Source organism: Maricaulis maris (assembly GCF_003634045.1).
GTDB lineage: Bacteria > Pseudomonadota > Alphaproteobacteria > Caulobacterales > Maricaulaceae > Maricaulis > Maricaulis maris.
On the sequence record NZ_RBIM01000007.1, the window covers coordinates 81,927 to 93,863 of the forward strand.

Annotated in this window: 15 protein-coding genes; 12 read left to right on the forward strand and 3 right to left on the reverse strand. The window is 63.7% G+C overall.

Annotation, left to right across the window (positions count from 1 at the left end):
• Window positions 1–241 precede the first annotated feature (241 nt).
• The 12 genes from C7435_RS14335 to C7435_RS14390 all read left to right on the forward strand — a co-directional run bounded on the left by C7435_RS14335 (window position 242) and on the right by C7435_RS14390 (window position 9,299).
• Window positions 242–763: a Na+/H+ antiporter subunit E gene (locus C7435_RS14335; protein WP_121212216.1), complete on the forward strand. Its 522-nt coding sequence runs from the start codon at window positions 242–244 to the stop codon at window positions 761–763.
• Complete coding sequence (locus tag C7435_RS14340) at window positions 763–1,080, forward strand: MrpF/PhaF family protein (protein ID WP_075191059.1); 318 nt, start codon at window positions 763–765, stop codon at window positions 1,078–1,080. The genes C7435_RS14335 and C7435_RS14340 overlap by 1 nt, the downstream gene beginning before the upstream one ends.
• On the forward strand, window positions 1,077–1,448 hold the full coding sequence (gene mnhG / locus C7435_RS14345; RefSeq protein ID WP_075191058.1) for a monovalent cation/H(+) antiporter subunit G: 372 nt from the start codon (window positions 1,077–1,079) through the stop codon (window positions 1,446–1,448). Before C7435_RS14340 ends, mnhG begins: the two co-directional genes overlap by 4 nt.
• Window positions 1,445–2,014 carry a DUF4040 domain-containing protein gene (locus C7435_RS14350; RefSeq protein ID WP_075191057.1) on the forward strand — a complete coding sequence of 190 codons (570 nt, stop codon included), beginning with the start codon at window positions 1,445–1,447 and terminating at the stop codon, window positions 2,012–2,014. Before mnhG ends, C7435_RS14350 begins: the two co-directional genes overlap by 4 nt.
• Before the next feature lies 1 nt (window position 2,015).
• Window positions 2,016–2,474 carry a Na(+)/H(+) antiporter subunit B gene (locus tag C7435_RS14355; RefSeq protein ID WP_075191056.1) on the forward strand — a complete coding sequence of 153 codons (459 nt, stop codon included), beginning with the start codon at window positions 2,016–2,018 and terminating at the stop codon, window positions 2,472–2,474.
• A 2-nt stretch (window positions 2,475–2,476) separates the two neighbouring features.
• Window positions 2,477–2,995 (forward strand): cation:proton antiporter subunit C, encoded by a 519-nt coding sequence (locus C7435_RS14360; protein ID WP_121212217.1) that lies wholly within the window; start codon window positions 2,477–2,479, stop codon window positions 2,993–2,995.
• Window positions 2,995–4,518: a monovalent cation/H+ antiporter subunit D family protein gene (locus tag C7435_RS14365; RefSeq protein ID WP_121212218.1), complete on the forward strand. Its 1,524-nt coding sequence runs from the start codon at window positions 2,995–2,997 to the stop codon at window positions 4,516–4,518. Before C7435_RS14360 ends, C7435_RS14365 begins: the two co-directional genes overlap by 1 nt.
• A 4-nt stretch (window positions 4,519–4,522) precedes the next feature.
• A complete protein-coding gene (locus C7435_RS14370) occupies window positions 4,523–6,004 on the forward strand; it encodes a proton-conducting transporter transmembrane domain-containing protein (RefSeq protein ID WP_121212219.1) in 1,482 nt (493 codons plus the stop codon).
• On the forward strand, window positions 6,001–6,318 hold the full coding sequence (locus tag C7435_RS14375; RefSeq protein WP_121212220.1) for a hypothetical protein: 318 nt from the start codon (window positions 6,001–6,003) through the stop codon (window positions 6,316–6,318). The genes C7435_RS14370 and C7435_RS14375 overlap by 4 nt, the downstream gene beginning before the upstream one ends.
• A complete protein-coding gene (locus tag C7435_RS14380; protein WP_075191052.1) occupies window positions 6,315–8,042 on the forward strand; it encodes a Na(+)/H(+) antiporter subunit D in 1,728 nt (575 codons plus the stop codon). Before C7435_RS14375 ends, C7435_RS14380 begins: the two co-directional genes overlap by 4 nt.
• A gap of 160 nt (window positions 8,043–8,202) precedes the next feature.
• Window positions 8,203–8,589, forward strand: a complete 387-nt coding sequence (locus C7435_RS14385) for a helix-turn-helix domain-containing protein (protein ID WP_075191051.1) — start codon at window positions 8,203–8,205, stop codon at window positions 8,587–8,589.
• On the forward strand, window positions 8,586–9,299 hold the full coding sequence (locus tag C7435_RS14390) for a DUF6456 domain-containing protein (RefSeq protein WP_121212221.1): 714 nt from the start codon (window positions 8,586–8,588) through the stop codon (window positions 9,297–9,299). Before C7435_RS14385 ends, C7435_RS14390 begins: the two co-directional genes overlap by 4 nt.
• A gap of 482 nt (window positions 9,300–9,781) precedes the next feature.
• Here C7435_RS14390 and C7435_RS14395 read toward each other — a convergent pair whose 3' ends face one another.
• From C7435_RS14395 to C7435_RS14405, 3 genes are all read right to left on the reverse strand, one after another.
• Window positions 9,782–10,201, reverse strand: coding sequence for a SufE family protein (locus C7435_RS14395; RefSeq protein WP_075191049.1), 420 nt, complete (start codon window positions 10,199–10,201; stop codon window positions 9,782–9,784).
• A 98-nt stretch (window positions 10,202–10,299) separates the two neighbouring features.
• A complete protein-coding gene (locus C7435_RS14400; protein WP_075191048.1) occupies window positions 10,300–10,620 on the reverse strand; it encodes a hypothetical protein in 321 nt (106 codons plus the stop codon).
• A 229-nt stretch (window positions 10,621–10,849) separates the two neighbouring features.
• Complete coding sequence (locus tag C7435_RS14405; protein WP_121212222.1) at window positions 10,850–11,932, reverse strand: hypothetical protein; 1,083 nt, start codon at window positions 11,930–11,932, stop codon at window positions 10,850–10,852.
• Window positions 11,933–11,937 lie beyond the last annotated feature (5 nt).

Below are 11,937 nucleotides of genomic sequence, written 5' to 3' on the forward strand. Positions count from 1 at the left end.
GTGGCGTCCAGTGCGGCGGCTGGACGGAGGCTTTGGTCCACAGGAGCCGACATTTGGATGGTGTCGTGGTGGTCTTGCCATTCGGGGTCGCGCCAGTGACGCCAGTCGCGGTCGGTACGCGCCACCAACCCGAATATCCCTACTGCAAGTGCGTCTGCATCTTCCCGGCCGCTTCGTCTGGTCAAGACTCGTCTGAGAAGCTAATTACCGGGGAAGCAGCGTTATCGCGCGGGGAGTTTCCATGTTCTATGGCATCAGCCTGACCGCCATTCTGGTGGCGCTCTGGCTCACCTTGTCCGGCCCGTTCACCCTGTCCGGGGATTATCCCATCGTGATGGGATTGGGCTTGCTCAGCATCATCGGCACGGTCGCCTTGACCTACCGTATGCGCATTGTTGATCGCGAGACCGTTCCGATCGGTCCGGCATTGGCGCTGTTCACCTATTGGGGCTGGCTGGGCGGCGAGATCGTCAAGGCCAACCTGGCGGTACTGCGTCTGGTGATGAAGCCGGAAATCGAAGTCGAACCGCGCCTGATCCGGGTGTCGGCAGAGCAACGCTCCGATCTGGGTCGCAGCGTGTTCGCCAACTCGATCACGCTGACGCCGGGCACGGTGACGGTGGATGTCGAGGATGATGGTTTCCTGGTCCACGCGCTGGACAATTCCTTCACCGACCCGGCCGGATTCGCGGAAATGGGCGCCCGCGCGGACGTCGCTTCCGACGGCCGCAAGACGGGTATGGCAACGGGAGAGGCGAACTGATGACCTTCCTGACGTTCCTTGTCGCCATCGGGATGGCCGTGGCGATGGCCATCATGCTGGCCCGACTGTTTGCCGGTCCGACGCTTTATGATCGCGTGCTGGCGGCCAATTCCTTCGGCACCAAGACGGTGCTCTTCCTGCTGGTCTTTTCGGCGCTGGTCGGGCGCCAGGATGCCATCGATATCGCGCTGCTCTACGCGCTGATCAATTTCGTCGCGACCATCGCGATCCTGAAATTCTTCCGCTATCGCTCGCTGGAAATCGCCCTGGCGCAAATGTCGCTGCGCCGGGCCCTGGACGGGGATTACGAGAAATGAGCGCCGCCGAGATCTTCCAGCATGCCCGCGACGTCTTTTCGATCGGAGCCCTGGCCGTCGGCCTGGTCTTCGTGATCGCCGGTGCGACGGGCGTGATGCGTCTGCCTGATTTCTACACCCGCATGCATGCGGCCGGCGTGACCGACACGCTGGGCGCCGAGCTGATCATTCTCGGCCTGATCGCCCAGGCCGGTGACTGGCAGACTGCCGCCAAGCTGGCCCTGGTCGGTCTTCTGCTCTTCCTGACCAGCCCGACCGCAACCCACGCGATCGCCAATGCCGCGCACCGGGCCGGACAGAAGCCGGACCTGTCGCATTTCAAGCCGAAACATCCGGCTGATACCGCCACGTCGGAGGGTCCGAAATGAACCATGCCGATCTGACCCAGTATCTGGATTATTTGCTGATCGCCATGTTGCTGGCGGTCGGTTTTGCGATCGTCCGCCTGCGCAACCTGTTCGCCGTGGTGATGCTGACGGGCGTCTACTCGCTGCTGTGCGCCGCCTGGTTCGTGTCGCTGGATGCGGTCGACGTCGCCTTCACCGAAGCCGCGGTCGGTGCCGGTATCTCGACCGTGCTGATGCTGGGCGCGATGCTGCTGACCGCCCGCGAGAGCGAGCCGGCCGGGGCGGGGCGTCACTGGGCCGCCTTTGCGGTGGTCGCCGCTGCCGGTGCGGCGCTGTTCTTCGCCATCCCGGACATGCCGGTCTATGGCGATGCCGAGAGCCCGGCCAACGCCTATCTCGGCCGTGACTTCATGGAGCGCACGCCGCAGGACATTCAAATCCCCAATGTGGTCACCGCCGTGCTGGCCAGCTATCGCGGCTATGACACGTTCGGCGAGACGGTCGTCGTCTTCACTGCGGCTTTGGGCGTGATGTTGCTGCTGGGCTTTGGCTCCGGCGCGCGTCGCAAGGATGAGGAGGAGGATTGATATGTCACCGCACCTGATCCTTCGGGTCATTTCCAAACTCCTGATCCCGCTCATCGTGGTGTTCGGGCTGTATGTTCAGTTTCATGGTGATTTCGGTCCCGGTGGCGGCTTCCAGGCCGGTGTCATCATCGCCGTCGCCGTCATCCTCTACGCGCTGATTTTCGGCATGGACGAGGCCCGCCGCGCGGTGCCGCCGACCGTCGTGCGTTACGGCGCCGCTGCCGGTGTGCTGATCTATGCCGGTGTCGGGATTGCGACCCTGCTCATGAACGGGGCCGGCGAGCCGCTGAACTTTCTTGATTATGACGCGCTGCACCCCGACCAGGGCCACCATACCGGCCAGCATTACGGTATTCTTCTGGTTGAGCTCGGCGTTCTGACCACGGTGTCGTCGGTCATGCTGGCGATCTTCTATGCCTTTGCCGGCCGGGTGCCGGATATCCCGGACGAGGAGTGGTAGCGATGCTGGAAATCCTCGCCGAACGTTTCAACTATATCCCCATTATCATCCTGATGATGATCGGGCTTTATGTGGTCATCGCCACCGGCAATCTGGTCAAGCGCCTGGTCGGCCTGTCGCTGTTTCAGACCTCGGTCTTCCTGCTCTACATCACCATCGGCAAGGTGTTTGGCGGCGGGCCGCCGATCATCGTCGATGACGGGCATCACGGCGAAGATGCCGGTCATGGTGCCGAGGCTGCGGCGTCGCATGGCGCCGAAACCGCTGATCATGCGGCGGCCGCCACCGACCACGCCGCCGAGGCGGCCGATCATGCCGTTGACGCGGCCCATCAGGCCGCAGAAGTCCTTTACTCGAACCCGCTGCCGCACGTGCTGATCCTGACCGCGATCGTGGTCGGTGTGGCGACGCTGGCGGTGGGCCTGGCACTGGTCGTGCGTATCCGCGAGGCCTACGGGACCATCGAGGATGATGCGCTGAACGCCGCCGACTATTCGCTTGAATCCGGGAGCGCCGAATAATGCAGTTTCTGGCTGACTTCCTGCCGGCGGGCCTCGCCGTGCACGCGCCTGCGCTGATTGTCGTCATCCCGCTGATCATGGCGGCTGTCGCAGCGCTGATGCCAAACGGGCGACTGGGCTGGCTGGTGACGCTGATCACCGCCGCCATCGTTGCCCTCTTCGCCCTCAACCTGCTCGGTCAGGTCGTCGAAAGCGGCGTGATTTCCTATCATCTGGGCGGTTGGGCGCCGCCGATCGGTATCGAATACCGCGTCGACATGCTCAACATTCCGCTCCTGCTTGTGGTCGGCATTGTCGGGCTTTTGTGCGTGATCTACGCCCTGCCGAGCGTGGGCGACGAGATCGCCGAGAACAAGCAGGCGCTGTTCTATTCCGCCTTCCTGGTGTGCTTTGCCGGCCTGTTGGGCGTGACCATCACCGGCGATGCCTTCAACGTTTTCGTCTTCCTCGAAATCTCCTCGATCGCCACCTACACCATCATTGCGATGGGGGCGGGCAAGGATCGGCGGGCGCTGACGGCGAGCTACAATTATCTCGTCCTCGGCACGATCGGGGCGACCTTCTTCGTGATCGGCGTCGGCTTCCTCTACATGGCCACCGGCACGCTCAACATGGCCGACATGGCGGCGATCCTGGAAGAGACCGGCCATAACCGGGTCACCCAGGCCGCTTTTGCCTTCATCGTGGTCGGGCTGGGCCTCAAGGCGGCGATGTTCCCGCTGCATGTCTGGTTGCCGAATGCCTATGCCTTCGCGCCGAATTTCGTCACCGCCTTCCTCGCCTCGACGGCGACCAAGGTGGCGTTTTATGCGCTGATCCGCTTCCTGTTCTCGGTCTTCCACCCCGATGTCAGCTTCGTGTCGATGTCCTTCACCTGGCTGTTTGCGGTCGTCGGCACCATCGCCATGGTGGTCGCCTCCCTGCAGGCCGTCTTCCAGACCGACGCACGGCGTTTGCTGGCCTATTCCTCGGTCGCCCAGGTCGGCTACATGATGCTGGGTCTGGGCATGGGGACGGCGGCGGGCCTGTCGGCCGGTATTCTTCACCTGATGAACCACGCCCTGATGAAAGGCGCCCTGTTCATGGCGCTGGGGGCGTTTGCGCTCAATTTCGGCGTTCGCCGGATCAAGGATCTGGCCGGGATGAGCAAGACCATGCCGGCGTCCGCCATGGCCTTCACCATTGCCGGCCTGTCGCTGGTCGGCGTGCCGCTGACCGTCGGCTTCACCTCGAAATGGTATCTCGTCACGGCTGCGCTGGAGCGCGGCTGGTGGTGGGCGGTGGCGGCGCTGATGCTGTCCTCGCTGCTGGCGCTTGCCTATGTCGCCCGGCTCCTGTCGGCGATCTGGATGGACGCTCCGCCCAGCCATCATGGCGAGCTGAGCCAGCGCCGCCTGGCGCCGTGGATGGTGCTGGTGCCGATGTCGGTGCTGGCCCTGGCCAATATCTACTTCTTCTTCCACGCCGACCCGCTGGTCTGGCTGGCCCGTGCGGCGGCGGATGCCGTGATGGGGGGGAATTGATCTGATGTGGACGCCTGAACTCTCCCTCGCACTCGCCCTTGCCATCCCGGCAATTGGCGGCGTTTTTGTCGCGCTGCTGGGCTCGCGCCCGAATTTGCGCGAAGCGGCGACCCTGATCGCTGCCGTGCTGCTGGCCTTCAATGTTGCCTATCTGGTGGAGGTGGCCCAGGGCCATCCGACGCTGAACCTGGCGACGCTGGCGCCGGGCCTGCACCTGGTCTTCAAGCTGGAGCCGCTGGGCGCCATCTTTGCGGCCGTTGCCTCGGGCCTGTGGATCGTCAATTCGCTGTATTCGATCGGATACATGCGCGGCAATAACGAGAAGAACCAGACCCGTTTCTATGTCTGTTTCTGTATCGCCATTGCCGGTGCCATGGGCGTGGCCCTGTCGGGCAATTTGCTGACCATGTTCCTCTTTTACGAGGTGCTCACCCTGTCGACCTATCCGCTGGTCACGCACAAGGGTGATGCCAAGGCCAAGCGCGGCGGGGCGATCTATCTCTCCATCCTGCTGGGCACCTCGATCGGCCTGCTTCTGCCGGCCGTGATCGCCACGCATTTCCTCGCCGGATCGACCGACTTCGTGGCCGGTGGCCTGCTGGCCATCAACGAGATCACGCCGGCGATCTCCAGTGTGCTGCTGGTCCTGTTCGCCTTTGGTATCGGCAAGGCGGCGCTGATGCCGGTCCATCCCTGGCTGCCCAATGCCATGGTTGCACCGACCCCGGTCTCGGCCCTGTTGCACGCCGTGGCCGTGGTGAAGGCCGGTGTCTTCGCGATGCTGAAAGTGGGCACCTATATCTTCGGACCGGGGCTGATCGCCATCACTCCCGCCGCCGACGCGCTGGCCTGGATTGCCGGTATCTCGATCGTGCTGGCCTCCGTGGTCGCCATGACCAAGGATGATCTGAAAGCCCGGCTCGCCTTCTCGACCGTGTCGCAGCTGTCCTATGTGACGCTGGGTGTGATGCTCGGTTCGCCGCTGGCCATGCTCGGCGGGGCGCTGCAGATTGTCATGCACGCCTGGGGCAAGATCACGCTCTTCATGAGTGCCGGCGCGATCTATACCGCCACCGGCAAGACCGAGATTTCGCAGATGGACGGGCTGGGTCGCTACATGCCCTGGCTGTTCATCGCCTATACGGTCGGTGCGCTGTCGATCATCGGCCTGCCGCCGCTGGGCGGCTCCTGGCCGAAATTCTTCCTGCTGCAGGGCGCCTGGGATAGCGGACATGGCTGGCTGATGGTGGCGCTGATTGCCTCCTCCATCCTCAATGTCGCTTACCTGCTGCCCTTGTCGGCGCGCGGTTTCTTCTCGCCGCCGGCCGAGGCCAAGCTGAAGAAACAGCCGCCCATGCTGGTCATCCTGCCGCCGGTCATCACGGCCGCCGGGGTGATCGTGCTCTTCTTCCTGATCGGACCGCTGCGTGACTATCTGGCGCCGGTCTTCCTGTCGTCGAACCTTGCTGCGGAGGCCGCACTGTGAGCGATCAAAACGGCAAACATGATGAATTGATCCACCCGGTCGCACGGCCCTTCCTGTGGCTCGACGCGGCGTGGCTGAAATCCTCGATGATCTGGATTTTCCTGGTCGCGACGCTTGGTTTCGTGGCCGTCGACTTTTTCCATCACCGCCATGAATACGTCCACCTGGCCGAGTTCTACGGCTTTTACGCCATGTGGGGGTTTGGTGCCTTCGTGCTGGCGGTCATGGTCGGCTGGTTCGCCATTCGCGGCCTGCTGGGCCGGGACGAGGATTATTGGGACGGCGATGACACAGATGAGGAGGGCCAGTCATGATTGAAGCCTTCTACGACGTCTCACCGGCCTGGCCTGTCATCATTGCCGGCCTGCTGGCCGCGGCTTTTCCGCTTTACCAGGTCCGCAAGGGCCTCGCCCTGTTGGCGCCAATCCTGGCGCTGGGCCTGTGGTTCAATGCCCCGTCCGGCGATCATCTGGGCGGTATCATCGAGCTGGGCGGGTTCAGGCTGGAAACCTTCCGCTTCGATGGATTGTCGCGGATCTGGGGCCTGATCTTCATCATCGCCGCCTTCATCAACGGGCTCTACGGCCTGCATGAGAAGGATCGCGTCGCCGATGCGTCCGGCCTGATCTATGCCGGTGCTGGCCTCGGTGCCGTCTTCGCCGGTGACCTCCTCTCGCTCTTCTTCTTCTGGGAGCTGACGGCGATCTCCTCGGTCTTCCTGATCTGGGGCGCGCGCAACCAGGCCGCCTACAAGGCCGGCCTGCGCTATCTGGCGATCCATGTCCTGTCCGGCGTGCTTCTGCTCACCGGTGCGGTGATCCGGGCCAGCGAGACCGGTAGCTGGGCCTTTGACGAGACCCTGTCGATCGAGACGCTGGGCGGTTTCCTGATCTTCATCGCCTTTGGCATCAAATGCGCCTTCCCCTTCCTGCACAACTGGCTGCAGGACGCCTATCCCAAGGCCACCATTACCGGCGCCGTCGTGCTCTCGGCCTTCACCACCAAGCTGGCGGTTTACGCGCTGGCACGGGGCTATGCCGGCACCGAGCAGCTGATCTGGATCGGCGCGATCATGACCGCCTTCCCGGTCTTCTTCGCCGTGGTCGAAAACGATCTGCGCAAGGTCTTGTCCTATTCGCTCAACAACCAGCTCGGCTTCATGGTTGTCGGCATCGGTGTCGGCACCGAGCTGGCGATCAATGGCGCCGCGGCGCATGCCTTCGTGCACATCATCTACAAGGCGCTCCTGTTCATGAGCATGGGCGCGGTTCTGATGCGGGTCGGGACGGTGAAAGCGTCCGAGCTGGGCGGGCTGTTCAAGTCGATGCCGGCGACGACCGTCTTCTGCCTGATCGGGGCGGCGTCGATCTCGGCCTTCCCGCTCTTCTCCGGCTTTGTCGCCAAGGCGCTGACCCTGGCGGCCGTCGCCCAGGACGGGCATTGGTTGGTGTGGCTGGTCCTCGTCTTTGCCTCCGCCGGTGTGCTCGAGCATTCGGGCATCAAGATCCCGTATTTTGCCTTCTTCAGCCATGATCGCGGTCATCGTGTCCGCGAGGCTCCGGCCAACATGCTGATGGCGATGGGGATCGCGGCCCTGATCTGCGTCTATCTCGGGGTGAATTACGGTGTGCTCTACGAGCTGGTGCCCTTCCCGGAGGCGGCGCTGCATTATGAGCCCTACACATTCGACCATATCGTCGGGCAGATGCAGCTCTTGCTCGGGGCCATGTTTGCCTTTGCCTTCCTGGTCCGGATGAAATGGTATCCGGACGAGAAGCGGGGCGTGAATATCGACACCGACTGGTTCTACCGCCGCTTCCTGGCCGACACGGTCAATTGGGGCCACGCCATGTTCGGCCGTTTGTGGGCCTCGCTGGGCAATCTGGTCACCGGATTCCGGACCCGGACAGGTGGAAAACTGTTCGAGGTATTCAGTCCTATCGGTGCCCTGAGCCGGGATATCCCCAGTGGATTGCTCGCCATCTGGACCAGCGCGCTGCTGGCGATCGTCCTGCTGATTGCCTATCTCGCACCTTAAGTCTCAAAGGCTTGCATGAAACAAGAGGGCGCAACTCGCAAGGGTTGTGCCCTCTTTCTTTGCAACAAAAATAGGAATATTATCCCCACCTGGGTGTAGCCATCTTAGCATCACGTCGGTCGCGGCCATCGGGGCGCCGCGTCAGAACGGGAGTGCACGGATGAGCCGTATCATGTGCAAATTGGAAGAGGATGTCGCCCGGGCCCGCCTTGCCCAGAGTGCCGTCGCCTACGCCTTCGGGATCTCGCAACGCGAGCTGGAAGCACCGACACGACGATCACGCGAGACCGCGCTGGCCCGCCAGGCCGCCATGTATCTCGCCCATGTTGCCTTTGAATTGCCGATCAGCCGGGTGGCGCTGGCTTTCGGGCGTGACCGCTCGACGGCGGCCCATGCTTGCCATCGCATCGAGGACCGGCGCGATGACCGGGCCTTTGACGACTATATGGACGCGCTGGAAGCGGCCTTGCGCACGGCACCGCGCTTGAGCGCCCTGCAACGCCTGGCCGGTCTGGAACGCTTCGAGCGCCCGGAGCGACTGACATGAGCGCGCCGCGCTGGATGCGGGCCCTGGCCCGTCCGGGTGCCCGGATGCTGCCGCCGGGAGAGGTCGAGGCGCGGGCGGTGGTGTTGCCGAAAGGCGACCGGCGACGTCGGCCGACGACATACCTGTCCGCCAGCCGTTTCGAAGAGGCGATGCGCTGTGGCTGGCTGGCGCGTCGCGAGAATGGTCTGGGCCTGTCGGCGGACGGCCAGGCGGCGCTGAAAGCCGGCACGCGCGGTGAGGACCCGGACCCGGCGGCACGTCATCGCGAGATGGAGGACCGGTCGCTGATCACGCCGGACGGTTCACTCAGGACCGCCCGCGCCAATCGCCGTGAAGGCCCGCTCGGCCCTTGGCTCGATGGTCTCGAACCGCACCAGCGCCAGGCCGGCGAACGTTTCATCAGCGATTATCACCAATCCACCCTGATGAGCCCGGTCACCCGCAACTGGTCTCCCACCGCCCAGCGCCGCAGCGAGGGCCGCCGCAAGGGTCCGGAAGACGCGGCCGTCTCGGCGCTTGCCGCCAAGGACAGGGTCATGGACGCTCTCGACACCCTCGGCCCCACCTTTGCCCGCGTCATCGAGGCCGCGCTCGTCCATGAAGACAGTGCCGCCGCGCTGGAGCGCCGTTTTGGCTGGGCGGCGCGGTCGGGCCGCACAGTGCTTGGCCTGGCGCTGACGCGGCTGGCAGAGATCTATCGGCTGGTTTGAGGGAGGCTTCACCCTGTTGCCTCTCCACTTGATTTTTCCCGGGCGTAGACCCGGGACCCACGAAACGATCCGGCAAGCGATAAGTTTCCCGTAGGTCCCGGATCGCGCCAGGGCGCGTCCCGGAAAAATGGAGTGTGGGGTTAAGGTGTGGCGCTCGTGCGCTCACCCCGTCATTCATCCCTTGCCGAGATGCGGCCTGCTTGCCGACAAGTGATGTATGGATGCTTGCGAGCGACGGCTCGGCTGTTGGAAATCTCACCTTCCCTGGTACGCCCGCGGGACATCGCGCGCCGGCAGCAAGAAGAGCGCTCTGGCCTTTTCTTCCCCGCAATGCGGGGAAGTGGGCCGACGCGGGAGCGTCGGGTCGATGGGGCTGAGCGAAGCGAGGGGAAGTCCATGCCGCCTGCGGCGTCACCCCTCCGCCACGCCCTCGCGGGGCGTGGCACCTCCCCACGGGATGGGGAGGAAAAATCATCGAGCCCCTAAAGCGCTTCCGCTTCACCCCGTATCCGCCCGATCATCGAGGCCAGGCCATTCGAGCGTTGCGGGGAGAGGTGTTCGGCGAGGCCGATTTTGGCCAGCACGTCGCGGGCATCGACGGACAGGATTTCTTCGCCTGTGCGACCGGAATAGAGGCGGACCATCAGGGCGGCCAAGCCGCGGACGATATGGGCGTCGCTGTCGGCCCGGAAGGTGAGCGTGTTGCCGGCGGTCTCGGTGACCAGCCAGACCTGGCTGACACAACCTTTGACGCGATTGCCCTCGGTGCGTTCGTCCCCGGGCATGTCCGGCAACGCCTTGCCCATGTCGATGAGATAGCGGTAGCGCTGCTCCCAGTCGTCCAGAAGGTCGAACTCGTCCACGAGGTCGTCGATTTCAGTTTGGATATCTTGTGCCGTCATGTCAGCGCCGACGTAGTGCGGGCGGGGCGGCGTGGCAAGCCGGAGGTGCGGTTTGCAGTCAGTTCGGGCCGGTTGGCGCGGTGATCACGGGGAAACGGTCAGGATTTGGCCCGGGCCGGGGTGGGCGCATGGGGCGTCGGAGACGTCGACGAGGCCGTCTGGCGTTCCTGATGGTCCTCGATGGCGTCACCAATGCGCGACACGGCCATCTCACCGAGGAAGCTGCCAAGTCGGGCGGCTTCGGAACCGGCTTCACAGATCACTTCGTTTTCGGCGCACCAATCCGAGACCTTGGCGGTTGCGTCAAGGCGGGTCTCGGCGGTGTTGAACGGCAAGTCGATCGCGTCGCCCGCAAAATCCTGCGGTACGAAGAAACTCACGACTGCCAGCCAAAACGCGGCGCGCAGTAAAAACATCATGTTCGACCTCACTCATGACCGAAACCGGGTGTACCGATCTCAATGCAGGATAGAGGCTAGGGAGAATTCTCAGTAATAGCGAGCGATTACGGGCTTTACCGAAAACGGTGTGCGAATTCGATCCGCGAATTTTGTGTAAAATTGTCGATAAATTCGATCTTGTCTCTGATCGGGACACGTTTCGTTAACATTTGGCGGGATTCAGCGAAAACCAACGTTCAAATTTGACTCAATTCGCGCTGCTTCCCAGACACCGGCTGACGTCCATCAGGGCATGTTCGGCGATGCAGAAACTGTCTTCATACATGAAATGCCCGGCGGCGACGCATTGCTGCAGGTCAAGACGGACCCAGGCGAGGCAGCGTTCGACCACCGGATCGGCCAGCAGGGCGTCAACCACCTGGTCGGTACGGGCCGGGTCGCCATTGTTCAGTGATTGCAGGGCCGCGACCGAGAGAATGCGGCCGATCCGGCTGCGGTCCGGGTCGGGCACGGCTTCACCGACGGTCAGCGTCAGCTGCGGCGCCACCGAGGCGCGGTCGGACAGGGGCGCGGCATCCATGTGTTCAAACAGGGCGGAGGCCGGCAGGCCATTGTCGAAACCGCCGGACAGCGTCATCAGGACTTCGTCCGTCATGTTGATCGGCTGGCTGCCCATCACCGACAGCTCGGCCAGACGGTCAGACCGGTCGCCATAGCTGCGATTGGCCCAGCGTTCACTCTGCAGGTCGTAGGCGGCGGCGCGATAGCGTTCGGAGACTTCGCGGATCTCGGCATTGTCGGCGGCCATGGCGTCGACGACCGAGGCCTGGGCATCCTCCGACGACGCGAAACTGGTGGCATAGGTCGGGTCGTACATCAGGCCGGTCATGGCCGCTTCCGGACCGTAATAGTCGGCCAGCTCGCGGACCTCGTCGAGATATTCCGGGTGGCGGGCGGCAATGATGGCAGCATAGGCGATCCAGGCCCGTACCAGGCGTTCCTCGCCATAAAAGGCGGTCAGCCGGTTCATGGCGGTATCGAGATCCTGGCTCGAGGCGATGGGAGCCGAATGCAGGTCTGCGATCACACCGTGATAGGCGGCGTATTCGCCGGCCGAGCGTTCCACCAGTGTCGGATTGCGCGGTTCAACCTGGCCAAGCTGCAGCACGGGCGCGGCCGGTGCAGCGCTGGTCGCATCGGCCGGCGTCTCCGGCACGGTCGACGCAGATGGCGCCGTGCCGGACGGTTCACTGGCAGGCGGTGTGGCGTCTTGGAGTGTCAGACTCATGCTCATGCTCAGCGCGCCAATGGCGAGGAGAGACGTCAACATTACAC

Bases quoted from the DNA above. Each gene is read 5' to 3' on its own strand.
- C7435_RS14335 (WP_121212216.1), top strand. From the start codon at position 242: ATGTTCTATGGCATCAGCCTGACCGCCATTCTGGTGGCGCTCTGGCTC.
- C7435_RS14340 (WP_075191059.1), top strand. From the start codon at position 763: ATGACCTTCCTGACGTTCCTTGTCGCCATCGGGATGGCCGTGGCGATG.
- mnhG (WP_075191058.1), top strand. From the start codon at position 1,077: ATGAGCGCCGCCGAGATCTTCCAGCATGCCCGCGACGTCTTTTCGATC.
- C7435_RS14350 (WP_075191057.1), top strand. From the start codon at position 1,445: ATGAACCATGCCGATCTGACCCAGTATCTGGATTATTTGCTGATCGCC.
- C7435_RS14355 (WP_075191056.1), top strand. From the start codon at position 2,016: ATGTCACCGCACCTGATCCTTCGGGTCATTTCCAAACTCCTGATCCCG.
- C7435_RS14360 (WP_121212217.1), top strand. From the start codon at position 2,477: ATGCTGGAAATCCTCGCCGAACGTTTCAACTATATCCCCATTATCATC.
- C7435_RS14365 (WP_121212218.1), top strand. From the start codon at position 2,995: ATGCAGTTTCTGGCTGACTTCCTGCCGGCGGGCCTCGCCGTGCACGCG.
- C7435_RS14370 (WP_121212219.1), top strand. From the start codon at position 4,523: ATGTGGACGCCTGAACTCTCCCTCGCACTCGCCCTTGCCATCCCGGCA.
- C7435_RS14380 (WP_075191052.1), top strand. From the start codon at position 6,315: ATGATTGAAGCCTTCTACGACGTCTCACCGGCCTGGCCTGTCATCATT.
- C7435_RS14385 (WP_075191051.1), top strand. From the start codon at position 8,203: ATGAGCCGTATCATGTGCAAATTGGAAGAGGATGTCGCCCGGGCCCGC.
- C7435_RS14390 (WP_121212221.1), top strand. From the start codon at position 8,586: ATGAGCGCGCCGCGCTGGATGCGGGCCCTGGCCCGTCCGGGTGCCCGG.
- C7435_RS14395 (WP_075191049.1), bottom strand. From the start codon at position 10,201: ATGACGGCACAAGATATCCAAACTGAAATCGACGACCTCGTGGACGAG.
- C7435_RS14400 (WP_075191048.1), bottom strand. From the start codon at position 10,620: ATGATGTTTTTACTGCGCGCCGCGTTTTGGCTGGCAGTCGTGAGTTTC.
- C7435_RS14405 (WP_121212222.1), bottom strand. From the start codon at position 11,932: ATGTTGACGTCTCTCCTCGCCATTGGCGCGCTGAGCATGAGCATGAGT.